Origin of the sequence: Streptococcus koreensis (assembly GCF_003627135.1) — a bacterium.
Taxonomy (GTDB): domain Bacteria; phylum Bacillota; class Bacilli; order Lactobacillales; family Streptococcaceae; genus Streptococcus; species Streptococcus ilei.
This window is the reverse complement of record NZ_CP032620.1, coordinates 1,667,240-1,693,213: the sequence shown is the minus strand read 5'-3', so window position 1 is coordinate 1,693,213 and position 25,974 is coordinate 1,667,240. Positions and strand designations below refer to the sequence as shown.

General features: G+C 42.3%; 28 protein-coding genes. 26 read left to right on the top strand and 2 right to left on the bottom strand.

Translation table 11 applies throughout. The features are described 5' to 3' along the window. Positions 1–294 precede the first annotated feature (294 nt). From D7D50_RS08500 to D7D50_RS08465, 8 genes are all read left to right on the top strand, one after another. Positions 295–960, top strand: coding sequence for a lantibiotic ABC transporter permease (locus tag D7D50_RS08500; RefSeq protein ID WP_120701992.1), 666 nt, complete (start codon positions 295–297; stop codon positions 958–960). Positions 961–1,045: 85 nt separating this feature from the next. After that, complete coding sequence (locus tag D7D50_RS10265; RefSeq protein WP_227877730.1) at positions 1,046–1,675, top strand: lantibiotic ABC transporter permease; 630 nt, start codon at positions 1,046–1,048, stop codon at positions 1,673–1,675. Between the two features lie 49 nt (positions 1,676–1,724). Next, positions 1,725–2,390, top strand: a complete 666-nt coding sequence (locus D7D50_RS08490) for a lantibiotic ABC transporter permease (RefSeq protein WP_120701991.1) — start codon at positions 1,725–1,727, stop codon at positions 2,388–2,390. Further along, positions 2,387–2,836: a hypothetical protein gene (locus tag D7D50_RS08485; RefSeq protein WP_120701990.1), complete on the top strand. Its 450-nt coding sequence runs from the start codon at positions 2,387–2,389 to the stop codon at positions 2,834–2,836. The genes D7D50_RS08490 and D7D50_RS08485 overlap by 4 nt, the downstream gene beginning before the upstream one ends. Then, on the top strand, positions 2,826–3,287 hold the full coding sequence (locus D7D50_RS08480; RefSeq protein WP_120701989.1) for a hypothetical protein: 462 nt from the start codon (positions 2,826–2,828) through the stop codon (positions 3,285–3,287). Before D7D50_RS08485 ends, D7D50_RS08480 begins: the two co-directional genes overlap by 11 nt. Positions 3,288–3,426: 139 nt before the next feature. Then, positions 3,427–4,083: a DUF443 domain-containing protein gene (locus D7D50_RS08475; RefSeq protein ID WP_120701988.1), complete on the top strand. Its 657-nt coding sequence runs from the start codon at positions 3,427–3,429 to the stop codon at positions 4,081–4,083. Positions 4,084–4,322: 239 nt separating this feature from the next. Beyond that, on the top strand, positions 4,323–4,610 hold the full coding sequence (locus D7D50_RS08470) for a hypothetical protein (RefSeq protein ID WP_120701987.1): 288 nt from the start codon (positions 4,323–4,325) through the stop codon (positions 4,608–4,610). A 253-nt stretch (positions 4,611–4,863) separates the two neighbouring features. Continuing rightward, complete coding sequence (locus D7D50_RS08465) at positions 4,864–5,676, top strand: PrsW family glutamic-type intramembrane protease (RefSeq protein ID WP_120701986.1); 813 nt, start codon at positions 4,864–4,866, stop codon at positions 5,674–5,676. Positions 5,677–5,720: 44 nt separating this feature from the next. Here D7D50_RS08465 and mnmE read toward each other — a convergent pair whose 3' ends face one another. Then, positions 5,721–7,094 carry a tRNA uridine-5-carboxymethylaminomethyl(34) synthesis GTPase MnmE gene (gene mnmE, locus D7D50_RS08460; RefSeq protein WP_120701985.1) on the bottom strand — a complete coding sequence of 458 codons (1,374 nt, stop codon included), beginning with the start codon at positions 7,092–7,094 and terminating at the stop codon, positions 5,721–5,723. Between the two features lie 162 nt (positions 7,095–7,256). On the opposite strand from mnmE, the gene rpiA reads away from it, so the two are divergent. From rpiA to D7D50_RS08420, 8 genes are all read left to right on the top strand, one after another. Then, on the top strand, positions 7,257–7,934 hold the full coding sequence (gene rpiA / locus D7D50_RS08455) for a ribose-5-phosphate isomerase RpiA (protein WP_023023064.1): 678 nt from the start codon (positions 7,257–7,259) through the stop codon (positions 7,932–7,934). A gap of 126 nt (positions 7,935–8,060) precedes the next feature. After that, on the top strand, positions 8,061–9,272 hold the full coding sequence (locus D7D50_RS08450) for a phosphopentomutase (protein WP_023023066.1): 1,212 nt from the start codon (positions 8,061–8,063) through the stop codon (positions 9,270–9,272). Between the two features lies 1 nt (position 9,273). Next, on the top strand, positions 9,274–9,816 hold the full coding sequence (locus tag D7D50_RS08445; protein ID WP_023023068.1) for a DUF1697 domain-containing protein: 543 nt from the start codon (positions 9,274–9,276) through the stop codon (positions 9,814–9,816). Between the two features lie 13 nt (positions 9,817–9,829). Next, positions 9,830–10,639: a purine-nucleoside phosphorylase gene (locus tag D7D50_RS08440; protein ID WP_023023070.1), complete on the top strand. Its 810-nt coding sequence runs from the start codon at positions 9,830–9,832 to the stop codon at positions 10,637–10,639. Positions 10,640–10,644: 5 nt separating this feature from the next. Next, the gene (locus tag D7D50_RS08435) at positions 10,645–11,889 is read left to right on the top strand and encodes a chloride channel protein (RefSeq protein WP_120701984.1); all 1,245 of its coding nucleotides are present in this window, start codon (positions 10,645–10,647) and stop codon (positions 11,887–11,889) included. A gap of 377 nt (positions 11,890–12,266) precedes the next feature. Further along, entirely contained in the window at positions 12,267–12,977 is a 711-nt protein-coding gene (deoD, locus tag D7D50_RS08430; protein WP_120702356.1) for a purine-nucleoside phosphorylase, read from the top strand. Next, on the top strand, positions 12,977–13,753 hold the full coding sequence (locus tag D7D50_RS08425; RefSeq protein WP_120701983.1) for a hypothetical protein: 777 nt from the start codon (positions 12,977–12,979) through the stop codon (positions 13,751–13,753). Before deoD ends, D7D50_RS08425 begins: the two co-directional genes overlap by 1 nt. Further along, on the top strand, positions 13,746–14,477 hold the full coding sequence (locus D7D50_RS08420; protein ID WP_120701982.1) for an NAD-dependent protein deacylase: 732 nt from the start codon (positions 13,746–13,748) through the stop codon (positions 14,475–14,477). Before D7D50_RS08425 ends, D7D50_RS08420 begins: the two co-directional genes overlap by 8 nt. A 72-nt stretch (positions 14,478–14,549) precedes the next feature. Here the strand turns inward: D7D50_RS08420 and D7D50_RS08415 are convergent, their stop codons facing one another. Beyond that, positions 14,550–15,458 (bottom strand): LysR family transcriptional regulator, encoded by a 909-nt coding sequence (locus tag D7D50_RS08415; RefSeq protein WP_120701981.1) that lies wholly within the window; start codon positions 15,456–15,458, stop codon positions 14,550–14,552. Positions 15,459–15,600: 142 nt separating this feature from the next. Here D7D50_RS08415 and D7D50_RS08410 point away from each other — a divergent pair, with 142 nt between their 5' ends. From D7D50_RS08410 to D7D50_RS08365, 10 genes are all read left to right on the top strand, one after another. Then, entirely contained in the window at positions 15,601–16,968 is a 1,368-nt protein-coding gene (locus tag D7D50_RS08410; RefSeq protein WP_120702354.1) for a DUF6688 domain-containing protein, read from the top strand. Between the two features lie 186 nt (positions 16,969–17,154). Continuing rightward, the gene (locus tag D7D50_RS08405; RefSeq protein WP_120701980.1) at positions 17,155–17,961 is read left to right on the top strand and encodes a dihydroorotate dehydrogenase electron transfer subunit; all 807 of its coding nucleotides are present in this window, start codon (positions 17,155–17,157) and stop codon (positions 17,959–17,961) included. A gap of 10 nt (positions 17,962–17,971) precedes the next feature. Next, the gene (locus D7D50_RS08400; RefSeq protein WP_120701979.1) at positions 17,972–18,910 is read left to right on the top strand and encodes a dihydroorotate dehydrogenase; all 939 of its coding nucleotides are present in this window, start codon (positions 17,972–17,974) and stop codon (positions 18,908–18,910) included. A 376-nt stretch (positions 18,911–19,286) separates the two neighbouring features. Next, positions 19,287–19,979 carry an orotidine-5'-phosphate decarboxylase gene (pyrF, locus tag D7D50_RS08395; protein WP_023023089.1) on the top strand — a complete coding sequence of 231 codons (693 nt, stop codon included), beginning with the start codon at positions 19,287–19,289 and terminating at the stop codon, positions 19,977–19,979. A gap of 356 nt (positions 19,980–20,335) precedes the next feature. Next, positions 20,336–20,968, top strand: coding sequence for an orotate phosphoribosyltransferase (pyrE, locus tag D7D50_RS08390; protein ID WP_023023091.1), 633 nt, complete (start codon positions 20,336–20,338; stop codon positions 20,966–20,968). Between the two features lie 134 nt (positions 20,969–21,102). After that, the gene (locus D7D50_RS08385; protein WP_023026759.1) at positions 21,103–21,630 is read left to right on the top strand and encodes a hypothetical protein; all 528 of its coding nucleotides are present in this window, start codon (positions 21,103–21,105) and stop codon (positions 21,628–21,630) included. A 268-nt stretch (positions 21,631–21,898) separates the two neighbouring features. Further along, positions 21,899–23,404 (top strand): glycosyltransferase family 39 protein, encoded by a 1,506-nt coding sequence (locus tag D7D50_RS08380; RefSeq protein WP_120701978.1) that lies wholly within the window; start codon positions 21,899–21,901, stop codon positions 23,402–23,404. Between the two features lie 130 nt (positions 23,405–23,534). Continuing rightward, positions 23,535–24,188 carry a uracil-DNA glycosylase gene (locus D7D50_RS08375; protein WP_023026761.1) on the top strand — a complete coding sequence of 218 codons (654 nt, stop codon included), beginning with the start codon at positions 23,535–23,537 and terminating at the stop codon, positions 24,186–24,188. A 9-nt stretch (positions 24,189–24,197) separates the two neighbouring features. Further along, a complete protein-coding gene (locus D7D50_RS08370; protein WP_023023099.1) occupies positions 24,198–24,662 on the top strand; it encodes an NUDIX hydrolase in 465 nt (154 codons plus the stop codon). A gap of 11 nt (positions 24,663–24,673) precedes the next feature. After that, entirely contained in the window at positions 24,674–25,942 is a 1,269-nt protein-coding gene (locus D7D50_RS08365) for a dihydroorotase (RefSeq protein ID WP_120701977.1), read from the top strand. Positions 25,943–25,974: the final 32 nt, after the last annotated feature.

Sequence of the window (25,974 nt, the reverse complement as noted above, 5' to 3'; positions counted from 1 at the left end):
TTTCTTGTCCTACATTTGGGCCTATATCATAGGATATCTATGGTGTGGTATAATAGACAGTAGATTTTCTATTTTTGATGATGTATAGGATCTTGAATTGAATGCATTAGTTAAGCAAGAACATGAAAACTAAGAGTCTATTACAAATCAAATCAGAGAAAAGCCTTAATATGAAATCATGAAGATGGACCCATAAGCTGTGATGTTTCAAATAGTACTTAAATTCGGTAGATAAACACACTGGATTTTCAAAAGGGTTAAAAAATTGGTGGGCAGGAATTGTAGGAGGATAGGATGAAAGAAAGATATTATGAATTTTTGAATATGGCAGTTGTGGATACTAGTCCTATTAAGAACTCTGACTTTCTACGGTCTGTTGCAATTGAAGTAATATTTTCTTTACTGATATTTATAGGTTCTTTTTTAATCAAAGAGGAGTCACATGATATGAGTATGCTAGTTTTTCGTTTTACTATTTATCATATACTGGTACTCGTGTTCATATTTTTGCTATTCCAAAAGTTTTCCAAAACAAAAATTTTGCAATTAGTGCCAGCTGGTTCCGTGTTCATTTCTCATGTAGAATTACTTTTTGGAAGTTCTATATTTTTAGGAGATGACTACTGGTCTATTTTCATGAAGTTAATTGGATTGAGCCTTATTTTTCAACTAATAACCTTTGTTTACCAGTTGTTAATTGTCCCTAAAGCTAAGACCTTACCATCTGGAGAGTTCAGGAAGACAATCTTACACATTCCTCCACTTATTCTTGCTTCATTAGCAGCAATTTTAGCAATTATGGGACGTTTATTTATGTTACCAGCGATATATATTATTCCTGGTATTGTAGGATTAAGTATTGCCTGCCTTCCCTTCTATTGGCTTGAGTATGCACGAGTATTCACCGGTTGGAAAAAGAAAAGCACGAATAACTTTATTTATAGAGGAGAAATAAAATGAAATTAGTGAGAATGTCTAGCAGTAGTACAGCTCATGCTAGGAGGCTAGGATGAAAGAAAAGTATGTTTAGTTTTTGAATATACTGATGACTCGTCATATACCAGTGAGAAATTTACATTTTTATCTTACATTTTTAATCGAATTTCTATTTACTTCAGTAGTACTAATTGTTTCTATATTTACAAAGAATCAAATGCATAAGCTTAGTATTTTTTTGATTCATGTTACCATTGCCCATATGGTAATAGTACTGCTTACATTTCTGTTGTTTCAAAAATTTTCTGCTTCAAAATTTTTACAATCAGTTCCGACGACTTCGTATCTTTTTCTTCATTTTGAATTTCTTTTTTTGAGCTCTATATTCTTTGAGGAACAGTACTTATTGATATTCTTCCTTTTTGTTGCTCTGAGCATTGCTTTTCAAGTGGTAAACTTTTTTTACCAAATATCAATTGTTTCAAAGTTAAAACAATTGCCAGATAATGAGCATAAGAAGAATATGTTACACTTACCAACCCTTATTGTAACAATAACGTCAGCAGCAATAGTAGTAATAACACGATTGTTTATGTTATCTGGAATCTATATTATAATCGGACTGGTAGGAATGAGTATTTCATGGAACTCGTTCTTTATTCTCGGATATACTCAAGTATTCACAGGTTGGAAAAAGACAAACGCCAATAACTTTATTTATAGAGGAAAAATAAAATGAAATTAGTTAGAATGGCTAGCAGTAGTAGAGCTCGTGCTAGGAGGATAAGATGAAAGAAAGATATTATGAGTTTTTGAATATGGCAGTTGTGGATACTAGACCTATAAAAAACTCTGATTTTTTAAAGTCAGTTGCAATTGAAGTAATGTTTACTTTGCTGATATTTATAGTATCTATTTTTATAAAAGGTGAGACGCATGATGTGAGTGTGATTATCTTTCATATTACCATTTATCATCTACTGGCTTTGTTATTCATGTTCTTGCTATTTCAAAAGTTTTCCAAATCAAAATTATTGCAAATATTTCCGGCTACGTCTGTGTTAATTTTTCACATTGAATTTCTTTTCTGGAGTTCTTTGTTTTTGGGAGATGACTACTGGTCTGTCTTTATGTTGTTGATTAGCCTAAGTCTTATTTTTCAGCTACTAACCTTTGTTTACCACTTATTAATTGTCCCTAAAGCTAAGACTTTACCATCTGGAGAGTTCAGGAAGACAATATTACATATCCCTTCTGTTATTGTTGTTTGTTCAGCAGCAATTGTAATAGTTATAGCACGTTTATTTACGTTACCGGCGGTATATGTTGTTACTAGCCTTGTAGCAGTAAGTATTGGATGTATTCCCTTCTATTGGCTTGAATATGCACGAGTATTTACAGGTTGGAAAAAGAAAAGCACGAATAACTTTATTTTTAGAGGACAAATAAAATGAAATTAATAAGAATAGACATCAGTAATATTGCTTATACAGAGAAAAGTGTTTCCATGGCTATTTTTCCAGATTTGATTGAAAACTGTGAAAAATTATTTTTTGAAACTGGGGTTTATAAAAATGGCCCAACAACGATTGAAACTTGTTTGAGCACGTTTGGAAATCCAGGAGAAGCCTTGTTTAAGGTCTATATTCCGACAAACATTCCAATTGAAGGAAATGATGAATTTCAATATTTAGAACATTTTACAATTGAGCAGTGTGTGTCTGAGGTAACTCCATTTGATGAACATTTCCTTCCAAAGATTGAGGAACTGAAGCAATATATTCATGATGAGGGATTAGAAATGCTGGGCGATACTGTTTTTCTAGCGATATTGCCAATATTTGGACAGCACTTTGTTGAAATTAATATCCCAATTAAGGAGATTTTAGATGCTATTTAAAAACGTGGGAGAATACCAAGATATACAATATCGAAATGTTATCTCAAGGTATTACACAGTATCTCCAGAAGAGATGCCGGACACTTATAATGCTTTTTTAGACGACGTAAGAAAAGCAGGATATACGCTTCGAGGACCTTTCTTTTATACGATTAATTCCAAGTTAGAAGAAAATCAAGATGTGTTGATGGAACTGTTTATCCCGGTAGAAGAAGAGTATATTGAAGATGCTTTGCCGAAAGACTTTTTGTATCACAGTATGTTTCAAGTTTTAAATACTGTTTCAACTAGAATTTTGGAACCGGATGATGAGTCAGTAAGAGAAGGGATCGACTTTTTAGCTGGCTATATTCATTTTCGAGATTATAAAGAGTTGACCCCTCCCTTCTTTTTTACTACGACGATTGATGAGAAATTCTATACAGATATAAAAGTAGGGGTGTTGAAGTAGTAAGTCAAATCCCATCGGATAATAACTTTTTGAGTATTTAAACCATAGCAAACAAGATGGGTGACAATCTTAATAAAAGTATATCAGATGTTGGCAAAGCCTTTGATTCAGGTATTAAATCAATTCAGAAAGTGTTTGGGTGGTAAATGTGGAATTAAAATTTAAATATTCGAATATAGCAGTTTTTAGAATCGTTGAGTTTAAAAATAAAAAATATATTTTAGATTCTACTACTATAAAAGGTAAGTCCTATTTTTTCGGCATACTTCCTAAAGAGGTTTCTGCTGAAATGGTTGAGTTATCTCCATCTAATGATAGTTTTAGAATAAAATCAAAGACACCCTTGAACGCGTCTACTGCTTTAGTCATCATGGTTCAACCACTTGTGGTTTTTTCTCATAGATTGATGAAAGATGCATTTATTAGTTGGGGAATTAGTGAGCAAATTTTACTGAAATTAGTGTTGTTTGCTTTCTCTGTATTTTTGTCTTATCTTATGGCTGTCTGGTATGAAAAAGTTGCAGTACGAAAGTTCGAATCAAGAATCCCGCCAAATAGTAAACGTTGTCGACTTGTTTTTGAACCAAAAGGGAAACGAATGTTTGATTGGTGGTACATTACGCTTGGTATTAATACGATTTGTTTAGCATTTTTTATGGGACTTAATAGTGGTTATGAAAGTGCTATATTGGTCATAAATGGTATGATTTCATGGTGGGCCTTTGTACTATTAAGAATGCCACAAATACCAGACTACTATAAAACAATGACCTTGGCTGAAATTCAAGAGTTGTAAAAGGTCAGTCAAAAAATAAGATAGCAAAAAAGTTGACCAAAAATTGACCAAAATTTTCTAAAAGCATATTAGATTAGGCGTTCTAAGCATATTTTATATTTCTGCAGGGGCAGAATTAGAAATGAAACACTTATAGTTGAACCGTGTGTTGATGTTTTAGAGCTGTGTTGTTTCGAATGGTCCCAAAACTTATTTTTGTATGATTATGTCAGAATATTTTAAAAAAGAAGGAGTTTTATATGGAGAGTGATGCGTTTTTTGATTATTTTTTAAAATCACTTAAGTTTCATTTTCGTGATAGGTGTAAGGATATTGGATTTATAGAGTTTTTCAAAGATGAAAATAATTGTTTTATTACTATAGAGGATTATGTTTTGGAATCTTTTGTAGTATTGTCAAATATTTTGAGTCAGGAGAGGATTGTGTTTTCTTGTGGAATTATTTATAGTAAGGGGATAGTTACTGGAGTAGAAGTATATATGAGTGTATTAGAGTTAGAAAGATTAAATAAATTGTTTAAAATATAGTTTTGAAAAATATTAAAAACATAAGAAAATCTGTCTCTGTAGGATGTGTGGAGTTGATAATATCAATGTTTCCTGGTTATAGAGCTGTGTTGTTTCGCAAGTCCCTAAAAATATCATCAATAAACAGCAGCAACCAGCAGTAGCTATTTCCGTATCCATTTATTGTTTTTTTAAGATTTTATTGTTACAATAACCATACAGACAAAAAGACTGGATTTCCAGCCTTTTTAATTGTTTTAAAGAAAGGTTTTTTATGAAACGCAAATCGATTTTGTTTCTATTTTTATTCTTGCTCTCTATTGGTCTAGCCTATGAGACTCAGTCTATCACAGCTGGTTGGATGACTGGATCCCAGTATGGGATCATTGGTATCTCTGTCCTCTTGCTCTTAGTTTATGCGATTCCTGCTGTTTGGGCTCTCTTTCATTTCGCGAAGAAGTGGAAGTTGTCCTGGATTCCGGTCCTCTTTTCACTTCTAGGTGGTGGCTTTATCGCAGGTTGGTTGTCTAGTTTTGCCAATACCTATTTCCATGAGATGATTCAAGCAGTAGCGCCCAATAGCGATTTTTGGAACCAGTACGAGAGTGCTATTGCAGGCCCGCTCTTTGAGGAACCCTTCAAGTTGATTCCGATCTTCTTTGTCCTCTATTTGTTCAATGTGCGTCGGATCAAGTCTATCTTCCTTTTAGCGATTGCATCTGGTCTTGGTTTCCAGATTGTAGAGGACTTTGCCTATATCCGTCAAGATATGCCAGAAGGTTTCTCTTATGCAGTATCTGGTATCCTAGGTCGGATCATGAATGGGGTCGTATCTCACTGGGTCTACACAGCTCTTTTCATGGTAGGTCTCTACTTGATCGTTCAAGCTACAAAAGGTCGCAAGGAGTTGATGATGACGGGCTGGTTCTATTTTGTAGCTGGCTTTGGCCTTCACTTTGTCGGCAATTCACCATTTGGCCAAATCGAGACAGAACTCCCTCTTGCTATTCCTTTCTTAACAGCAGTAGGACTCTTCTTGATCTACCAAGCTTACCTCACCGTCCAAAGTCTGGACCAAGGAAATTAACAATACAAAAATCGTATGTTTCAAACATACGATTTTTTTGATGGTTATTTACCAAGACAGAATTGGCTGAAGAGTTGGGTGATGAGCTCGTCTGGTGCAGCGTCTCCTGTGATTTCTCCAAGGATTTCCCAAGTGCGAGTCAGATCGACTTGAAGGAGATCCACTGGCATGCCCATGGCTAGGCCTTCATTAACAGCTTGAAGGCTTTCAACGGCTTTCTCGATGAGAGATATATGGCGTGCATTTGAGAGGTAAGTAGCATCTTGCTCGACTAGACCGGCATTTTCAAAGAAGAGGGCATTGATGCGGTCTTCGATTTGGTTGATATTTTGGTTTTTAAGGACAGAAATCTTGATGTGATCAGCTGGGATCTCATCCAACTCGATTTGTTGCGGGAGATCGACCTTATTGAGAAGGATGATGCGATTGCTGTCTTGGGAGATCTCAAGGAGCTGCCGATCTTGATCAGTCAGAGGCTCGCTAGCGTTGAGGACCAGGAGGACCAGATCAGCTTCTTTGAGGGCTTTCCGAGAGCGCTCCACCCCGATGCGTTCGACGATATCCTCTGTCTCCCGGATACCGGCTGTATCGACAAGCTTGAGGGGAACCCCGTTGATGTTGACATATTCTTCGATGACGTCACGGGTCGTCCCTTCGATATCGGTCACGATGGCTTTTTCTTCGCGCAGGAGGTTGTTCAGAAGGCTGGATTTACCGACGTTTGGCCGTCCGATGATAGCAGTAGAAATCCCCTCGCGAAGAATTTTACCACGGCGAGCTGTCTTGAGGAGGTTAGTCAAGAGGGCTTCAAACTCAGTGGTCTTTTCGCGGATGATCTCAGTGGTTGCTTCCTCGACATCGTCGTACTCAGGATAGTCGATGTTGACTTCGACCTGAGCCAGAGTATTGAGGATCTCTTGGCGCGTGTTGTTGATGAGATCAGATAGGGATCCGTCCAACTGTTTGACTGCGATGTTCATAGCCTTGTCGGTCTTGGCCCGGATAATATCCATGACCGCCTCCGCTTGGGTCAAATCGACCCGACCATTCAGGAAGGCCCGCTTGGTAAATTCACCTGGCTCGGCCAGACGAGCTCCTTCACGGATGACCAACTGCAGGATTTCGTTGGTCACCGCAATCCCTCCGTGGGTGTTGATCTCGATGATGTCTTCACGGGTGAAAGTCTTAGGTGAGCGCATAGCGCCAACCATGACTTCATCCAGAATCTCATCTTTAGCTGGATCCACAATGTGACCGTAGTTGAGCGTATGGCTAGCCACGCTGGTTAAGTCTTTTCCCTTAAAGATCTTTTGCGCGATTTTAAAGCTGTCTGTCCCGCTTAGGCGGACAATCCCAATCGCTCCCTCACCGAGAGGCGTCGAGATAGCAGCAATGGTGTCAAATTCTCTAGTAATCATCTATCTTCTCTTTTCCTGTGTATTCTCTTCTATTCTATCGTAAACTAGCAAGAGGGGCAAGATATTGCTTTTAGAAGGAGGAGTTGAAAAGGTTTTCAGTTAAGTAGTGAAATCTGTCCGCCAATATGCTATACTAAATATGAACAGAAATGGAGGTCTAAGATGGTAAACCTAAAAGAACAGGTCGGCATTAAGGCGGCTGAGTTTGTCACTGACGGCATGATTGTCGGTCTCGGTACAGGGTCAACTGCTTATTATTTTGTGGCTGAATTGGGACGCCGCATCAAGGAAGAAGGCTTGAAGATTACAGCTGTTACGACCTCAAGCGTGACCTATGAGCAGGCAGAAGGCTTGGGAATTCCGCTAAAAGCGATTGACGATGTAGAAGTGGTGGACTTAACCGTAGATGGTGCGGATGAAGTAGACCCAGCTTTGAACGGGATCAAAGGTGGAGGCGGTGCCCTCTTGATGGAGAAAATCGTTGCGACCAACTCAAAAGACTGCATCTGGATTGTTGATGAGTCAAAACAAGTGGAGACACTTGGTACCTTTAAACTTCCGGTAGAAGTCGTTCAATACGGAGCAGAGAATCTTTTCCGTCATTTTGAGAAGAAGGGCTACTCACCAGCTTATCGTGAAAAGGATGGCCAACGCTTTGTGACCGACCAAGGCAACTTTATCATTGATTTGGATTTGAAAGTGATCCCAGATGCTGAAGCCTTAGCAGAAGAGTTGGACCGGACTGTCGGTGTTGTTGACCATGGTCTCTTTTTAGGAATGGTTTCTAAAGTAATCGTAGGGACACCAGAAGGTCCAAAAATCATTAGCAAATCACTTTAAAAAGGGCATTTTGTCCTTTTTTCTAGGGATAGAAAACTTATTTATAAAATTTTATATGAAAGCGTTACATTTTCAAAAAATTGTGTTATACTGTAGTCAGTTTAAATTATAAAGGAGACATTCAAAATGCCAAAATTTAATCGTATGCATTTAGTTGTATTGGATTCAGTAGGGATCGGAGCAGCTCCAGATGCTAATAACTTTGTCAATGCTGGTGTGCCTGACGGCGCATCTGACACACTTGGACACATCTCAAAAGCAGTTGGTTTGAATGTGCCAAACATGGCAAAACTTGGTCTTGGAAATATTCCGCGTGAACAAGCCTTGAAGACTGTTCCAGCTGAGAGCAATCCAACTGGTTACGCTACGAAGTTAGAAGAAGTCTCTCTTGGAAAAGATACCATGACAGGTCACTGGGAAATCATGGGTCTTAATATTACAGAACCCTTTGATACTTTCTGGAATGGATTCCCAGAAGAAATCTTGACAAAAATCGAAGAATTCTCAGGTCGCAAGGTCATCCGCGAAGCCAACAAACCTTATTCTGGTACAGCTGTTATCGATGACTTCGGACCACGCCAAATGGAAACTGGCGAGTTGATCATCTATACATCAGCTGACCCTGTTCTTCAAATCGCAGCGCACGAAGACATCATTCCTTTGGATGAACTTTACCGTATCTGCGAATATGCTCGTTCCATCACTTTGGAACGTCCAGCTCTTCTCGGTCGGATCATTGCTCGTCCTTACGTTGGTGAGCCTGGAAACTTCACTCGTACGGCTAACCGTCGTGACTTGGCTGTTTCACCATTTGCTCCAACTGTTTTGGACAAATTGAACGAAGCTGGTATCGATACCTATGCAGTTGGTAAGATCAACGATATCTTCAACGGTGCTGGTATCAACCACGATATGGGCCACAACAAATCAAACAGCCACGGTATTGACAACTTGATCAAAGCTATGAAATCAGAAGACTTTAAACATGGTTTCTCATTCACTAACTTGGTGGACTTTGATGCTCTTTACGGTCACCGTCGTGATCCACATGGTTACCGTGATTGCTTGCATGAGTTCGATGAGCGCTTGCCAGAAATCATCGCTGCAATGAAAGAAGACGATCTCTTGATGATTACGGCTGACCATGGTAACGACCCAACATACGCTGGTACTGATCATACTCGTGAATACATCCCATTCTTGGCTTACAGCCCATCTTTCAAAGGTAGCGGCTTGATTCCAGTTGGTCACTTTGCGGATATCTCAGCTACTGTGGCGGACAACTTTGGTGTTGAGAAAGCCATGATCGGAGAAAGCTTCTTAGATAAATTGGTTTAAGATGATGCGCTTTGCTCTCCTCGTAAGAGGAATCAATGTTGGCGGCAAAAACAAGGTGGTCATGGCTCAACTTCGTCAAGAATTGACGGAGCTGGGATTGGAACAAGTGGAAACCTACATCAACAGTGGCAATATCTTCTTTACGACAGGTCTTTCTCGATCTCAGTTATTAGAGTGCCTGTCGACCTTCTTTGAAACACATTATCCCTTTATTGAACGCTTTTCTCTGCTGAGTCGAAAAGACTATGAAGCAGAATGTGCAAACTTACCGCAATGGTGGACAGAAGAGATGGCTCGCAAGGATGTGCTCTTTTACACCGAGGGCTTGGATAGGGAATCCCTAGAAGAGAAGTTGCTTGCTTTGAAGCTAGGGGATGAAGTGCTCCACTTTGGCAAGCTAGCTGTTTTCTGGGGGAAATTCTCAGAAGCAAGCTACGCTAAAACCGCCTACCACAAACATCTGATGAAGATGCCTTTCTATCGTGAGATCACTATTCGCAACGCTAACACCTTTGACAAAATTGGTAGATTACTTAAGAAATAAAAGGAGAAACACAATGACATTATTAGCAAAAATCAATGAAACAGCAGCATTTTTGAAGGGCAAAGGAATCGAAGCTCCTGAGTTCGGATTGATCCTTGGTTCAGGTCTTGGAGAATTGGCTGAAGAAATCGAAAATGCTGTCGTAGTAGACTACTCTGACATTCCAAACTGGGGTCAATCAACAGTGGTCGGACACGCTGGTAAATTGGTTTATGGTGATCTTGCTGGACGTAAGGTATTGGCGCTTCAAGGTCGTTTCCACTTCTACGAAGGAAACCCATTGGAAGTGGTGACTTTCCCAGTTCGTGTCATGAAAGTGTTAGGATGTGAAGGGGTTCTTGTAACCAACGCTGCAGGTGGTATCGGCTTCGGTCCTGGTACCTTGATGGCTATCACTGACCACATCAACATGACAGGTCAAAACCCATTAATCGGTGAAAACTTGGATGACTTTGGTCCTCGTTTCCCTGATATGTCGAAAGCTTACACTCCAGCCTACCGCGAAATCGCCCACAAAGTAGCTGACAAACTTGGCATCAAATTGGATGATGGAGTTTATATTGGTGTGACAGGTCCTACCTACGAAACTCCAGCTGAAATCCGTGCGTACAAGACACTTGGCGCTGATGCTGTAGGTATGTCAACCGTTCCTGAAGTCATCATTGCGGCTCACTCTGGCTTGAAGGTTCTTGGGATTTCATGTATTACCAACTTTGCGGCTGGTTTCCAAGAAGAGCTCAACCATGAAGAAGTGGTAGAAGTCACTGAGCGCGTTAAAGGAGACTTCAAAGGCTTGCTGAAAGCGATTCTTGCTGAATTGTAAAAAACATGGAAAGAATTGTGATATCTATTCAAGCAATTCCCTATAAAATGAAAATGGTCCTAGCAACTTGTCTGCTAGGGCTTGTTTCGGGTTTAGCGGGTATTTTTCTTCATTTCCTTTTAGAATTAGTGGAGGGATTGGCCTTTGGTCAATCAGAGCATCAGTCTAACTTTTTGACGGATGGAGTTCCTCCTTATCGGATAGGTATCAGTTTACTAATTGTAGGTCTTGCCTCGGCCTTAGTCTGGTATTTCTTGCAACGAAAGGGGAAGCTCCTCTCCATCAAGGGTCAGATGAAGGAGGAGGATGCTCGTCCCACCCTTCATTTCTGGAAACAGTTGCTCCATTCTAGCTGGCAAATCGTTGCCGTAGGAGCTGGGGCCCCTATTGGAAAAGAAGGAGCGCCCCGGGAGATTGGCGCCTTGTTGGCAGGGCCTCTTGCGGAAGGTTTTGACCTATCTCTGACAGATCGTATTTTCCTAATCGCTTGTGGGGCGGGAGCAGGATTGGCTGCGGTTTACCAAGTCCCATTAACGAGTGTGTTTTTTATATTTGAAACCTTAGGCATTGCATTTTCACTTAAACGCTTTGTCCTAGCTGGGGTCACGACCTATTTAGCTGCTTTTGTAGCAGGTTGGGTGATTTCAGATCATGCACTCTACAAGATGCCGGTTCCGACTTGGTCACTACAGGTATTGTGGGTAATGCCGATATTAGTCTTGGTCTTAACACCCCTAGCTTATGGATTTGCGCGCTTGACCAAGCAAACCACTGCTCATCGGATCAAAGACCAGCGTATTTTCCTGACTCTTCCACTGGCATTTCTTTTTTTAGCTGTCCTAGCTCAGAAACTCCCACACCTTCTTGGCAATGGACGAATGGTAGCTCAGGAGGTTATCAATGGCATTCCATGGAAGACGGCATTAGTCTTATTTGTCCTAAAAGCACTCGTCGTTTTGCTTACTCTTTGGGCGGGAGCTTACGGAGGGACTCTGACACCTTCCTTTGCACTGGGAATGGCAGGAGCGTCACTTATAACTCTAGCTTTTGGATTTGAGGGTCTATCTACCCTACTACTGATTGGCGCTGTTTGCTTTTTGACCGTGACCCTAAATGCTCCCTTTTCTGCTACAGGGCTAGTAATCGGCTTTACGGGTCAAGGGCTAGAAGCTATGCCTTACCTTTTACTAACAGCCGTTCTTACTTATGGCTTGACCCAGAGGTTGGATCGTCTGATGGGGAGAAAATGAAAGGAGTCTCCAAGTAGATAAGATACAGTAGTCTTTTATGCAGGTAATTTAACCTACAAGCTAGATGAATCCTATCTTCTTATGGTATAATTTAAGTAGGCATAAAGGAAACAGGCTCATTCGGGTTAAGAATAACCCTCTTTTTGGTGCCTGCCCTCTATTATGAAAACAGAAAGCATGAAACCTGTGTTCAAATTTGAGTACAAGTGGAAAGCTTTTCTAAACAAAAAATACACACAGAAAGGAAGGGTTAACCGTATTCGCTGAACTGAATACGGGCGGAGAACTGTGAAAAAAAGATAAACTGCCTAGCATCTGCGATGCGTCGTCAGTTTCCTATTTTTCCTTTGTTCTCTGTCGCCCTTTATATCTTAAACATGTCTATCCATATTGCTGCTAAGCAAGGTGAAATTGCTGATAAAATTCTCCTTCCTGGGGATCCTCTTCGTGCGAAATTTATCGCTGAGAACTTTTTAGAAGACGCTGTTTGTTTTAACGAAGTTCGGAACATGTTTGGTTATACTGGTACCTACAAGGGTCACCGGGTATCTGTCATGGGTACTGGAATGGGGATGCCATCCATCTCTATCTATGCGCGTGAGTTGATCGTAGACTACGGTGTGAAGAAGCTCATCCGTGTGGGTACCGCTGGTTCTTTGAATGGCGATGTCCATGTCCGTGAATTGGTCTTGGCCCAAGCAGCAGCTACCAACTCAAACATCATCCGCAATGATTGGCCTATGTATGATTTCCCACAAATCGCTAGCTTTGATTTGTTAGATAAAGCCTACCACATTGCCAAAGACCTTGGCATGACGACGCACGTCGGCAATGTCTTGTCATCTGATGTCTTTTATTCAAACTACTTTGAAAAGAACTTAGAGCTTGGTAAATGGGGTGTTAAAGCTGTAGAAATGGAAGCAGCTGCTCTTTACTATCTTGCTGCCCAACACCATGTGGATGCCCTTGCTATCATGACGATTTCAGACAGTTTGGTTAATCCAGATGAGGATACAACCGCTGAAGAACGTCAAAATACTTTCACTGATATGATGAAAGTTGGTCTTGAAACCTTGATCGCAGACTAATGACAGAATACCTTCATGATGAGTGGCTTTACGACCTTCAGACCTACCAGTATGGTCGGGCCCTCCGCTCTGCTAAGAAGCAGAAGGAAGTTCCGGAGCTGGTCTTGACCTTATTGGACTTAATGGCAGAGCGTCGAGAACTCAATATTCAACCAATCATGAACCTAAAGTTGAGAACCGAGTTGCTAGAAGCGACTGGTTTTCAGCTTTTTTGGCATGAGGATCCAGAAGAGGAACAGTTGGCCAACTACCTTTATGACTTAGAAGCCAAGCTCCGCAACGATCAGATGATTGACTTCATTCGTGCGGTGAGTCCTGCCATTTACCGAATTTTTATGCGCTTGATTGAAATGCAGATCCCTGATATTGCAGACTACATTCACAACTCCAAGGAGTCCAGCTATGACCATTGGAAGTTTGACAAGATCCGATCATCTGACCATCCAGCCTTGCAGAATTTCCATAGCGAGAGTGCAGTCAATTCGTCCAGTTTGACGGAGTTGATCTTGCTCTTAGACTTGCCGGATTCCACTAAGGATGCGGCCAAGCAACTGCGGGAGTTAGAAAAATCCGTCCGCAATCCCCTGGCCCACTTGATCAAACCCTTTGATGAGGAAGAATTGCACCGGACGACAGGTTTCTCTTCTCAACATTTTATGGAGCTCTTAGTGAGCTTGGCGCAGGAGACGGGGATTGTTTATCAACGAGAACCTTTTTATTTCGACCAGGCCAATGCCGTGATCGAGGCTCTCTTGTATGGAGGAAGACATGGATAAACTAAAAGAGTTGCAGGACGTGATTGACCGTAGTCAGAATATTGTCTTTTTTGGTGGAGCAGGTGTCTCTACGGAGTCCAATATTCCCGACTTTCGTAGCTCAGACGGCGTCTATAGCGTCACCTTGAGTCGTCATTTTACGGCTGAGCAATTGGTCTCTCATACCATGTTTGAGCGCTATCCAGAGGATTTTTTCGACTTTTATAAGAAATACCTACTCTATCCGGATGCCAAGCCCAATGCAGCCCATCGTTATCTTGCTCGGCTGGAGCAGACAGGGAAGCTTAAGGCAGTGGTGACGCAAAATATTGATAGTCTCCATGAGATGGCAGGATCTAAAAAAGTCTTGAAACTCCATGGTAGTGCCGATCGCAATTACTGTACGGGCTGTCAGCGCTTTTATGATCTGGAGGCCTTTCTAGCTTTGGCAGGGACTATTCCTCATTGCCTCGACTGTGGCAAGGTGGTCAAGCCGGATGTGACCCTTTACGAGGAACCCCTCGATATGGACGTCTTTAGCCAAGCAGCTCGAGCTATCCAAGAGGCTGACCTTCTCATCATCGGAGGGACCTCCCTTGTGGTCTATCCAGCAGCTAGTTTGATCCAGTACTTCCAAGGGAAGAATCTGGTTGTCATCAACAAAACCAGTATCCCGCAAGACAAGCAGGCGGACCTGGTTATTGAAGGGAAGATTGGCCAAGTTTTTTCTAAATTAAGACAATAAAAGAACACCTGAAGGAAGTAGAAGGCTACTTGTTTCAGGTGTTTTTATTATGATTGTGTAGATGGTTAGTCCTTATTTATCAAATCGGACTTCCTCAAGTAAGTATTCGATAAATTTCTCACCCATCTTGGAGAGGCTGGCTTTCTCATGTTGGATGTAGACTAGCTCGATTGGGTCATCGATATCTAGTGGGATGGAGACGATATTGTCTCCGTTGAGGTTGCTATTGAGGATACCGGTCGCAATGGTGTAGCCGTCCAGACCAATCAAGAGATTGAAGAGGGTGGCACGGTCGCTGACCACGATAGACTTTTTGTGATGCTCTTGGGAGAGGATCTCTTCTGAGAAGTAGAAGGAGTTGTGGGTCCCTTGGTCATAGCTGAGATAAGGGAAGTCTTCTAGATCTTCTAGCTTGACCACATCTTTGTTAGCCAATGGATTAGACTTGCTGACGAAGATGTGAGGTTGCGCAGTGAAGAGGTGGGTTGCCTTAAGGTGGCTATCATCCAGCATTTTTGAGAGGACATCCCGGTTGTACCCATTCAGGAAGAGGACACCAATCTCACTTCGGAAGTTCTTGACGTCATCGATGATTTCCCAGGTTCTAGTCTCCCGTAGGAAGAGCTCGTATTTCTCCATATCGCTTTTCTTGAGGAGAGAGACGAAGGCTTCGACCACGAAGGCATAGTGCTGGGATGATACGCTAAAGAGCTCCCGATTGGCTACTGGATTTTTATAGCGTTCTTCTAAGAGTTGGGTCTGCTCCACGACTTGACGGGCATAAGAAAGGAACTCCATCCCATCCTTGGTCAGAGTGATACCTTTGGGATTACGGATGAAGATGTCAATCCCCATTTCTTTTTCCAAGTCCCGCACAGCATTAGACAAACTTGGCTGGGTAATGAAGAGTTGTTTGGATGCCTCATTCATAGAGCCTGTTTCGACGATTTTGATAATGTAATGTAATTGTTGGATTCTCATGCTTATATTTTAACATACTTTTCGCAGAAAATCCTAGCTGGTATCAGTCTCTAGAAGGATTTTTCCCTATAAATCAGGTTTAGAATTGAAGGAATGTTAACACCTTGGTAGAATGATGGAAAAGATAAGCTTTGGAGGCCTTATGAAAAAAATTGCTAACTGGTACAAAAAATGGAACCAGGAACTGGAGACTAAATTTTTAGCCAGTGTATTAAAGATGAACTTTATGACCAACTTCCTGATATTTCTTAGTTTGTCTGCTTTTCTAATTGTCGGGAGCTTGCCAGGAAATATCCAATCTTTGGGTTTCTGGAATGCTATTTTTGGAGTTGCAGTTTACAGTGTTACAATTCTGGTTCATGCCCTAGGGGTCAGTTATTTTGTTCCTAATATCTTTGTGATTCTGTATGTTATTTCTAGATGGTCTACGATACAGGCCCAGACCTTGGAAAAGGAGCTGGTCGGTGTCTATGACGAGAAAGAAGAGGAAAAAATTAAACGAAGGGTCAACAATCGCAAGTACTTTGTGATCCTTTGGATAGGATTCTTTGGCTGTATTCTAGAATCTTTCATTATCTATCAGGTAAAGGATCTGACCGGTTATGATTGGACAAAACAGCTCATTAATGAGCAGAAGCATACCATGATTTGGACAGAGGCTCTGCCAACTATCATTACCTTGGCTCTTATTTCCCTCTTGGCTCTGGTCATTTATTCCTACCGGGATGCTAATTCCTTGTCTCCACTTTTGAATATCTTTTGTATCAGTGGGATATTGATGGGTTTGGTGCTGGTAGGATTGTTTGACATCCAGTTGCAAGTCATCGGTTGTCACACGGTTTTCTGGTTAGTTTATTCCATTAGTCTCTTAAGGACCAGGATGAAGGAGTGGGAGGGAGAGTCTGATCCAAATAGGGTCTATGACAATCCCATTCTCCAGCGCTTTCACACCATCCTCCACCAATCCAAACACTGGCCTTGGCTGGCGGTCGTCTTTGCCCTTCCCTTGTTAGCTGTATTGGTCATGGTTCTGATGCTTTTTGGTCAGCGACCTGATAGCTTGGTCAAGGCCTGGACCAATACGGCAGATTGGACTTTCTCGGAAAAGATTCCTCCTCAGAATCTGATCATAGATGAGCATTATCTCTGTACGGTCGCAGCAGGTGGCCATGAAAAGGTGGTCAAGCCCCAGCGGATGGGAGTCCGGCATGGTCATCCAGTGGTCGTCAATCGACAGCTCTGCATTGCCAATGCCTTTGAGCAAGTACTGGAAGAAAAGACGCCACGTTTCCATCGCTTCTTACGTCGCAATTATGACCGCTATGGCTATCCTTTTGCTAAACATATCAAGAAGAAATGGGCTATGGATGTCATTTACTATCTGATGAAGCCTCTGGAATGGGTCTTCTTGTTGGTTCTTTACCTGGTCGATCGCAAGCCTGAGAACCGAATCGCCATGCAATACATCAAACCGATCCCAGAGGATTTTGATCCCAAGAAAGCTTCTTAAATCACCGATTTCTACTTGACAAGCATCTAGTAGCACGATATAATGATACAAATTTAACCTTTAAGGGGTCCAGAGAGGCCTGCAAGGAAAGACAGAAAAAAAGATCAGCGGACTGAGTCTAGCTGATCATTTGTAGGACCTTGCTTTTGCGAGGTCTTTTTTGCTGGAAGAAAGAAGAGGAAACCAATGGTCAGTGACAGCTGTAAAAAACGGTTTGGAAAAATCATGATGGAAGACATGGAGTTAATCGCTCAAGAAGAAATTGCGCCACGGATTTTTTCAATGGTCTTGAAGGGGCAAATGGTCGAGCAGATGCTAGCTGGGCAGTTTCTCCATATCCGTGTACCGGATGACTCTAAGCTCCTTCGTCGTCCCATTTCTATCTCAGAGATTGATCAAGCCAGCCATACCTGTCGCCTCATCTATCGCGTAGAAGGAGGCGGAACGGCCATCTTTTCTCAGCTGCCTATTGGTAGTTTTCTAAGTGTCATGGGTCCTCAAGGGAATGGCTTTGACCTAAAAGGTATTGGCCAAGGGGCGCGTACTTTGATTATCGGTGGCGGGATTGGAGTACCTCCCTTGGTCCAAGTGGCTAAACAGCTACATGAGCAAGGAGTAGAAGTCCATTCTGTCCTTGGATTTTCTACTAAAGAAGCGGTTATCCTTGAAGAAGAGTTGAAGCAGTATGGGCAAGTGACCATTACAACTGACGATGGGACTTATGGTACCAAGGGGTATGTCTCAACCATCGTTGATCAGATTGACAAGGAGTTTGATGCCATCTATTCCTGTGGGGCCCCTGGTATGCTCAAATATGTCAACAGCAAGTTCTATGACCACCCTCGGGCCTATATTTCAATGGAATCCCGTATGGCCTGTGGGATGGGAGCTTGCTATGCCTGTGTGGTGCATCTGGAAAATGCAAGTCAAGCGGCCAATAAGCGCGTGTGCGAAGATGGTCCAGTCTTTGAAACTGGTACGATCGTGATGTAGGGAGGAAAGAATGACTAGTAATCGATTAGCTGTATCCTTACCAGGATTAGATTTGAAAAATCCCATCATCCCAGCTTCTGGCTGTTTTGGGTTTGGCCAAGAATATGCCAAATACTATGACTTGGACTTATTAGGATCCATTATGATCAAGGCGACAACCGCCGAGGCTCGCTTTGGAAATCCGACACCACGTGTAGCAGAGACACCCGCAGGCATGCTCAATGCCATTGGTCTCCAAAATCCAGGCGTTGATGTCGTTCTCGCAGAAAAACTCCCTTGGTTGGCCAAACATTATCCAGATCTACCGATTATTGCCAACGTAGCAGGATTTTCCAACGAAGAGTATGCGACGGTATCGCGGAAGATTTCTCAAGCACCAAATGTCAAGGCCATCGAGCTTAATATCTCTTGTCCCAATGTGGACCATGGGAATAACGGGCTTTTGATTGGTCAGGTTCCTGAGTTGGCCTATGATGCCGTTAAAGCAGCAGTAGAGGCTTCGTCTGTCCCCGTCTATGTCAAGCTGACCCCGAGCGTAGCAGATATCACCCAGGTAGCCAAGGCTGCTGAAGATGCGGGCGCTAGTGGCTTAACCATGATTAACACTTTGGTGGGGATGCGCTTTGACCTCAAGACTGGCAAACCCATTATTGCCAATGGTACGGGAGGTATGTCAGGACCAGCTATCTTCCCAGTAGCCTTAAAGTTAATTCGCCAAGTAGCCCAATTCACTAAACTTCCAATTATAGGAATGGGGGGTGTAGATTCAGCAGAAGCAGCGATTGAAATGATGATTGCTGGCGCTTCTGCGATCGGTGTCGGCACTGCCAATTTCACCGATCCTTATGCTTGTCCAACGATCATCGAAGACCTGCCACAGGTCATGGATCGATATGGCATTGACACTCTTGAGAACTTACGAAAACATGTTCGAGAAAATCTATTATAAGGATTATCATGAAAATAAAAAATGCCTGCTGGCTACAACCCCAACAGGCTACTGAGTAAGCTACAACTGAAACAACCCTTACTCAGCATAGCAAAAATTTTACAGGAAAAATGTTTATTCGTCAATCTTTTAACATGTTTATGAATCTTTCCTAGTCGAAAGATGAAAAAGACAGATGGAATCCGAACGTTTTATGATTATTTCTTGACTTTTCTTTAATATCGTACTACAATGTAGAAAAACCTTTAAAGTGGTCCAGAGAGGCTCCTAAGGTCTAGACGGTGAATCAGGGTAGATACTACCTAATTTTCGTGTAACCTTGCCTCGGGCAAGGTTTTTTTGTGGAAAAAATGTCACCCATTAAAAGGAGAAACCCATGCGTGAAGAACGTCCCATCATCGCCCTTGACTTTCCAGCTTTTGAAGATGTAAAAAACTTTTTAGAACATTTCCCAGAAGATGAAAAACTTTTTGTAAAAATAGGAATGGAATTTTTCTATGCAGTTGGACCAGAAATTGTCCACTATCTGAAAGGTCGTGGCCACAGTATTTTCTTGGATCTAAAATTGCACGACATCCCAAATACGGTTAAGTCAGCAATGTCTGTCCTTGGCACCTTTGGTGTGGATATGGTGACAGTTCATGCGGCTGGCGGTGTAGAGATGATGCGCGAAGCTAAAAAAGCACTTGGGCCAGGAGCCAAGTTGGTGGCGGTGACTCAGTTGACTTCTACCAGTGAAGAAGACATGCGTGATTGCCAAAACATCCAAACCACTGTCCAAGAATCAGTAGTTAATTATGCCCGAAAAGCACAAGAAGCTGGTTTGGACGGAGTTGTTTGTTCAGCCCATGAAGTTGATTTGATCAAGAAGGCTACATCAGAAGAGTTTGTCTGTGTAACCCCAGGTATCCGTCCTGCGGGAGCAGAAATTGGTGACCAAAAACGGGTCATGACCCCACAAGAAGCCCACGCCATCGGTTCAGACTACATTGTCGTTGGACGTCCGATCATCCAAGCAGAAAACCCATGGGATGCTTATCATGAGATTAAGAGACAGTGGAACTCGTAAGAGCTACTAAAAGTGAAACTTTTGTAGCTCTACGGGAAGTCCGATAGGATCTTCCCTAACGAGTTCACTAGATCTCAGAAGAGAAAAAAATAGTTTCTCTTCTGAGATCGTCGGAAAAATCGGAGCCCGATAGGGCCTTCCCTAAACTATTCACTAGATTTAGAGGATAAAAATGATCGTTTTATCCTCTAAATCGTCGGAAATACTAATCACTACTAAAAGTGAAACTTTTGTAGCTCTACGGGAAGTCCGATAGGACCTTCCCTAACGCATTCACCAACCTATACTACTGTTATTGTTTAAAACTGTTTCCTATTTAATTCGTATTCGATTAAAATCGTAAAAAAGGAGTTATCATGTCATTAGCTAAAGATATTGCCAGCCATCTTCTAAAAATTGAAGCCGTTTATTTGAAACCAGAAGAGCCTTTTACTTGGGCTTCTGGAATCAAGTCCCCTATTTATACAGATAATCGTGTGACCCTCGCTTATCCTGAAACTCGTACCTTGATTGAGAATGGATTTGTGGACAAAATTAAGGAAGCTTTCCCTGAAGTAGAAGTGATTGCTGGAACAGCAACTGCGGGGATTCCTCATGGGGCTATTATTGCTGATAAGATGAATCTGCCTTTTGCCTACATCCGTAGCAAACCAAAAGATCATGGTGCTGGGAACCAAATCGAAGGCCGTGTACCACAAGGTCAAAAGATGGTAGTGGTGGAAGATTTGATTTCTACTGGTGGGTCTGTTCTGGATGCTGTCGCAGCTGCGAAACGTGAAGGAGCAGATGTCCTTGGTGTGGTGGCTATCTTCACCTACCAATTGGAAAAAGCCGATAAGAAATTTGCAGAAGCTGGTGTTCAACTCGAAACCTTGTCTAACTACACAGAATTGATCCATTTGGCAGAAGAACAAGGTTATATTACCTCTGAAGGTTTGGAAATGTTGCGCCGTTTCAAGGAAAACCAAGAAACTTGGCAAAATAACTAATCGTACAGAAGCGTTTCTTGCGCTTCTTTTTTATCCTCTTTTCACTAGTTGTTAGCTAACTTGAAATACATAGAATAATCCTGTATGATTATGGTAATTGTTTTACGATATAAGCGATCTTAAGGGAGAAGCACATGACAAAAGAAGAGTATTTGGAAATGAAAAAGCAGGCGAGAGTTTGGTTTACCGTTAATATCCTCATCAGCTTGATTGCTATTACAGGTGGAAGTTTAGTGATCATCAGTCAATCACGCCATATTCCGTTTTTGCTGATGTCCCTGGGAGCAATCACCTTGATGAATCGAGTTTTGATCACACCTGCTTTTAATGCTAAAAAAGAGGCTGAGGAGCAACACCCAGAGTGGAAGGACTTGTCCACGAAAGGTACTAAAATACCTGTTGAAGATTTCCAGAAAGGGTTTCTCATATCGGTTGCCGCTCTTCTGATTGTCATTGTAGGTTTCTTTATGTTCTATCGTCCTCTGCCTAAAGCAGACCCTACAGTTTCGAATTTGACCCCTAAAGATGTTCAAATCTTACAAGAATTGGAAGAAGATATCGAATCCAACACCCCGTCGAATTCAAATTCATTGGATATCGATAAAGCAAAAGATTTAGCAGAAGAAGCACAGCGTGAAAATTGGTTGAAAAGAGAAGAGTAAGAACTCTTTTTAGGGAATTTGGAAGTCGCTAGTCTATGTGGAAGGGTATAAAAATGCAAATGACAGGAACAACATTTTGGCTTGTTTTTGGCATTGAATTTATTTCTAATTGTGATCCTATTTTACAGAGGACTTGCATTCACAGAGTTGCGAGAAGTCAAGCTTGATTTCAAGGAAGATTGCAAATAGTGAAGATCATTCCTCGGCCTAAATGATTTCGTACCAGTCACAAACAGCAGAAATGCTGTTTTTTTGATATAATGGATTTATGTTATCGAAAAGTAAACGTATTCTATTTGGGATGCTTCATGGTATCATGTTGCTAGTGATGGTCCACTGGTTCTTGATCAGTGTGACCTATCTGAGAGAGATTTCATGGCTAGCCATTTTAGGTGCTGGATTGCTATTTCTGCTAGGCTGGTTGAAACGCGATGGGGTCAAAAGAGCCCTTGCTTGGTTGACCCAGCACAAAAAAGGCTTCTTGCTTGGTGCAATCGTCTTTCAGCTGATTGTCATGGTTTGTGCGGAACTTTTGATCCGTCGGGATGCTGCGGTGGTTTTTAAGGGGGCTTTTGAGCTTCTGAAGCAATCTTCCATCACCAACTATCTCAGCCGCAATCCGAATAACATTCCGCTCTTTCTCTATGAAAAGTTTTTCTATGTGTTGTTTGGCTCTAGTGGTCTGTGGGTTATGCAGGTTCTCAATATGCTCTATGTCAATTTGGGTGCCGTCCTCTTGTACAAACTGTCACAGAAGCATTTCAATCAAAAAACGGCTGATCTAGTCTATCTCTTTTATGTGAGCTTGATCTGTTACTCGCCTTATTTCTATTCCATGTATACGGACATTCCGCCACTTCCTTTAATTGCTCTGCAATTATGGTGGTCCTTGGATCTCTTGAAGGAAAACCAAGCAGGGATCTCCTGGAAGAAGATGTTTGGTTTAGGGATTTTATCTGGCGTAACTATGTTGATCCGTCCAACGACTATTATTGTCATGATTGCCTTTTGGGCTGTACTCTTCTTTAGAGGAAACTGGAAGGTCTTTGGCAAGATTGCTACGGTGACCGTGATGACGACGGGATTTGTCTTTGCAGGGTTGAATACAGCGGTCAATCATCAAAGGGTCGTGCCGATTCTGAAAGAAGAAGGGCTGGCCAAAGGACCACTCTTGTTTATCAATCTAGGCTTGACGGATATGGGGCATAACCAAGAAGATATGAAAGAGGGCTTGCTGGCTTATATCGATGAGGACAAGCGCTCAGACTACAACAATGGTCTCTTCAAAAAGGAAAATGTCATTAAAGAAATCAAACGCCGTCTCAAGGAGTATGGACCTTTCGGTTTGATCGGGCACATCTATTACAAGCAATCCTTGACGGTAGCAGAAGGCACCCTGGGTTGGCTGTATCGAGATGTACAGTATGAGAAGACGCCTTATATCAATCCACTCTATGCAAAACGCACAAAAAATAATGGATTTGCTAAATGGGTGCGAACCTATTTCCTCAGCACGGATCGGCCACAGTACAAGTATTATGAATTTATCAAGCAGTTAATCTGGATCGTCCTGTCGGCTGGCTTGCTTGGGGCTTATCTCAAGCGTCGAGATACGGATGACTTTAACTTCCTTTCCTTAGCGGTTTTTGGTGGTTTGCTCTTCTTAACCATCTTTGAAGGTGGGAAGACTCGCTACCTCATCCAATTCTTACCGCAAATTTTGCTAGTGGCTTCGATTGGTCTAGCAGGATATCCCAAGAAAGAAAACACCTAAAAGCTCTCGCTTTATGAATAGGCAGAAACAGAGGTTGGATAAACTTGTCCAGCCTCTTTTTTATCCAGTGGATCTCTGTCAAATGTGGTATAATGAAAGGTAAGAATTTATTGGATAGCGGAGAGTTTCCATGCAACATTCCCCCTGGCACGAAGCCATCAAATCCCATCTTCCGGAAGGGTATTTTCATCAGATCAATGACTTTATGAATGAGGTCTATAGCCAAGGAGTGGTCTATCCACCGCGTGATAAGGTCTTTAAGGCCTTGCAGACAACGGAGATGGATCAGGTCAAGGTCTTGATCTTAGGCCAAGATCCCTACCATGGACCGGATCAAGCACAAGGCTTAAGTTTTTCTGTCCCAGATTATGTACCAGCACCGCCTTCTTTGCAAAATATTCTTAAAGAATTGCGCTCAGACATTGGTGAGAAGCGGTCGCATGATCTGACTACTTGGGCTGAACAAGGGGTGCTCTTGCTCAATGCCTGCTTGACGGTGCCTGCTGGGCAGGCCAATGGCCATGCTGGAAAAATTTGGGAGCCGTTTACAGATGCTGTGATCAAGGTGGTCAATGAGTTGGAGGAGCCAGTAGTCTTTATCCTCTGGGGATCTTACGCTCGTAAGAAAAAGCCTCTGATTACCCACGATCGACATTTGGTCCTTGAATCAGCTCATCCAAGTCCCTTATCGGCCTACCGAGGATTCTTTGGTTCCCAGCCCTTTTCAAAAACCAATCAATTTTTGGAAGATGCAGGACGCGAGCCGATTGATTGGTTAAGATAGGAGAAAGAAATGCCACAATTAGCAACGATTTGTTATATCGACAATGGGAAAGAATTTCTCATGTTGCATCGCAATAAAAAGCCCAATGATGTCCATGAAGGCAAATGGATTGGAGTTGGTGGAAAATTAGAACGCGGAGAAACTCCTCAAGAGTGTGCTGCTAGGGAAATCCTTGAAGAGACGGGCCTGAAAGCTAAACCAGTTTTAAAAGGGATTATCACCTTCCCTGAATTTACTCCAGATCTGGACTGGTACACCTATGTCTTTAAGGTGACCGATTTTGAAGGAGAGCTCATCGAGTGTAACGAAGGGACATTGGAGTGGGTGCCTTATGATCAAGTCCTCTCAAAACCTACTTGGGAAGGGGACCACACCTTTGTCGAGTGGCTCTTGGAAGATAGACCCTTCTTTTCAGCAATGTTTCGCTATGATGGGGATCGCTTACTAGAGACCCATGTCGATTTCTATGAATAAAGGAGTAGAAGATGTTAGTCATTAAAAATGGTCGTGTCATGGATCCAAAAACTGGTTTGGATCAAGTGTGTGATCTCTTGGTAGATCAGGGTAAAATTGTTGAAATAGGCCCATCTCTTTCTTACGAGCAAGCCCAAGTCATTGATGCAAGTGGCAAGGTGGTAGCGCCAGGTTTAGTGGACATTCATGTTCACTTCCGTGAACCTGGTCAGACCCACAAGGAAGATATTCACACCGGAGCTCTGGCAGCCGCAGCGGGTGGTTTTACGACAGTTGTCATGATGGCCAATACCACTCAAACTATTTCGGATGTCGAGACCTTAAATGAAGTCTTGGATTCTGCTGCCAAGGAAGCCATTCATGTCAAGACAGTTGCGACGGTTACCAAGAACTTTGATGGCCAACATTTGACCGACTTTGAAGGCTTGTTACAAGCTGGGGCTGTCGGTTTCTCTGATGATGGGATACCTTTGCAAAGTACCAAAGTAGTGCGTCAAGCTTTGGAAGAAGCCAAGCGTCTAGGTACCTTTATTAGTCTGCATGAAGAAGATCCAGAATTGAATGGCATTCTGGGACTCAATGAGCACATTGCCCGAGAACACTTCAAGGTTTGTGGAGCGACAGGTGTAGCTGAATACTCTATGGCAGCGCGTGATGCCATGATTGCTCATGCGACAGGTGGTCACCTCCACATCCAGCACCTTTCTAAAGCTGAGAGTGTGAAGGTAGTTGAGTTTGCTCAAGCAATCGGCGCTCCAGTCACAGCAGAAGTAGCTCCTCAGCATTTCTCTAAGACAGAAGATCTTTTGCTGTCTAAGGGAAGCAATGCCAAGATGAATCCTCCCCTTCGTCGGGAAGAGGATCGCCGTGCAGTGATCGAAGGCTTGAAGTCAGGAGTTATTTCTGTGATTGCAACGGACCACGCGCCTCATCATGCGGATGAAAAGAACGTGGCCGATATCACCAAAGCTCCTTCCGGCATGACAGGATTAGAAACCTCTCTATCGCTTGGTTTGACCTATTTGGTTCACGCTGGAGAGCTTAGTTTAATGGAGCTCTTAGAAAAAATGACTTATAATCCTGCAAAACTCTATCACTTTGAAGCAGGCTATTTAGAAGTTGGTGGACCAGCAGATATTGTGATCTTTGACCCAGAGGCTGACCGTTTGGTATCTGATCATTTTGCCTCTAAGGCAGCCAATTCCCCATTTGTTGGAGAATCCCTCAAGGGACAGGTAGCTTATACCATCTGCCAGGGGAACATTGTCTACCAAGCCTGAACGGAACTAAAAGACAATCAAGAAATCTAAAT

What these genes read in the sequence shown, in the direction of transcription:
- D7D50_RS08370 (WP_023023099.1), top strand. Translation starts at nt 24,198, where the DNA reads ATGCCACAATTAGCAACGATTTGTTATATCGACAATGGGAAAGAATTT.
- D7D50_RS08480 (WP_120701989.1), top strand. Translation starts at nt 2,826, where the DNA reads ATGCTATTTAAAAACGTGGGAGAATACCAAGATATACAATATCGAAAT.
- D7D50_RS08400 (WP_120701979.1), top strand. Translation starts at nt 17,972, where the DNA reads ATGACTAGTAATCGATTAGCTGTATCCTTACCAGGATTAGATTTGAAA.
- D7D50_RS08470 (WP_120701987.1), top strand. Translation starts at nt 4,323, where the DNA reads ATGGAGAGTGATGCGTTTTTTGATTATTTTTTAAAATCACTTAAGTTT.
- D7D50_RS08415 (WP_120701981.1), bottom strand. Translation starts at nt 15,458, where the DNA reads ATGAGAATCCAACAATTACATTACATTATCAAAATCGTCGAAACAGGC.
- D7D50_RS08465 (WP_120701986.1), top strand. Translation starts at nt 4,864, where the DNA reads ATGAAACGCAAATCGATTTTGTTTCTATTTTTATTCTTGCTCTCTATT.
- D7D50_RS08405 (WP_120701980.1), top strand. Translation starts at nt 17,155, where the DNA reads ATGGTCAGTGACAGCTGTAAAAAACGGTTTGGAAAAATCATGATGGAA.
- D7D50_RS08445 (WP_023023068.1), top strand. Translation starts at nt 9,274, where the DNA reads ATGATGCGCTTTGCTCTCCTCGTAAGAGGAATCAATGTTGGCGGCAAA.
- D7D50_RS08490 (WP_120701991.1), top strand. Translation starts at nt 1,725, where the DNA reads ATGAAAGAAAGATATTATGAGTTTTTGAATATGGCAGTTGTGGATACT.
- rpiA (WP_023023064.1), top strand. Translation starts at nt 7,257, where the DNA reads ATGGTAAACCTAAAAGAACAGGTCGGCATTAAGGCGGCTGAGTTTGTC.
- pyrF (WP_023023089.1), top strand. Translation starts at nt 19,287, where the DNA reads ATGCGTGAAGAACGTCCCATCATCGCCCTTGACTTTCCAGCTTTTGAA.
- D7D50_RS08500 (WP_120701992.1), top strand. Translation starts at nt 295, where the DNA reads ATGAAAGAAAGATATTATGAATTTTTGAATATGGCAGTTGTGGATACT.
- deoD (WP_120702356.1), top strand. Translation starts at nt 12,267, where the DNA reads ATGTCTATCCATATTGCTGCTAAGCAAGGTGAAATTGCTGATAAAATT.
- D7D50_RS08425 (WP_120701983.1), top strand. Translation starts at nt 12,977, where the DNA reads ATGACAGAATACCTTCATGATGAGTGGCTTTACGACCTTCAGACCTAC.
- D7D50_RS08380 (WP_120701978.1), top strand. Translation starts at nt 21,899, where the DNA reads ATGTTATCGAAAAGTAAACGTATTCTATTTGGGATGCTTCATGGTATC.
- D7D50_RS08375 (WP_023026761.1), top strand. Translation starts at nt 23,535, where the DNA reads ATGCAACATTCCCCCTGGCACGAAGCCATCAAATCCCATCTTCCGGAA.
- pyrE (WP_023023091.1), top strand. Translation starts at nt 20,336, where the DNA reads ATGTCATTAGCTAAAGATATTGCCAGCCATCTTCTAAAAATTGAAGCC.
- D7D50_RS08385 (WP_023026759.1), top strand. Translation starts at nt 21,103, where the DNA reads ATGACAAAAGAAGAGTATTTGGAAATGAAAAAGCAGGCGAGAGTTTGG.
- mnmE (WP_120701985.1), bottom strand. Translation starts at nt 7,094, where the DNA reads ATGATTACTAGAGAATTTGACACCATTGCTGCTATCTCGACGCCTCTC.
- D7D50_RS08410 (WP_120702354.1), top strand. Translation starts at nt 15,601, where the DNA reads ATGAAAAAAATTGCTAACTGGTACAAAAAATGGAACCAGGAACTGGAG.
- D7D50_RS08485 (WP_120701990.1), top strand. Translation starts at nt 2,387, where the DNA reads ATGAAATTAATAAGAATAGACATCAGTAATATTGCTTATACAGAGAAA.
- D7D50_RS10265 (WP_227877730.1), top strand. Translation starts at nt 1,046, where the DNA reads ATGACTCGTCATATACCAGTGAGAAATTTACATTTTTATCTTACATTT.
- D7D50_RS08450 (WP_023023066.1), top strand. Translation starts at nt 8,061, where the DNA reads ATGCCAAAATTTAATCGTATGCATTTAGTTGTATTGGATTCAGTAGGG.
- D7D50_RS08440 (WP_023023070.1), top strand. Translation starts at nt 9,830, where the DNA reads ATGACATTATTAGCAAAAATCAATGAAACAGCAGCATTTTTGAAGGGC.
- D7D50_RS08435 (WP_120701984.1), top strand. Translation starts at nt 10,645, where the DNA reads ATGGAAAGAATTGTGATATCTATTCAAGCAATTCCCTATAAAATGAAA.
- D7D50_RS08420 (WP_120701982.1), top strand. Translation starts at nt 13,746, where the DNA reads ATGGATAAACTAAAAGAGTTGCAGGACGTGATTGACCGTAGTCAGAAT.
- D7D50_RS08365 (WP_120701977.1), top strand. Translation starts at nt 24,674, where the DNA reads ATGTTAGTCATTAAAAATGGTCGTGTCATGGATCCAAAAACTGGTTTG.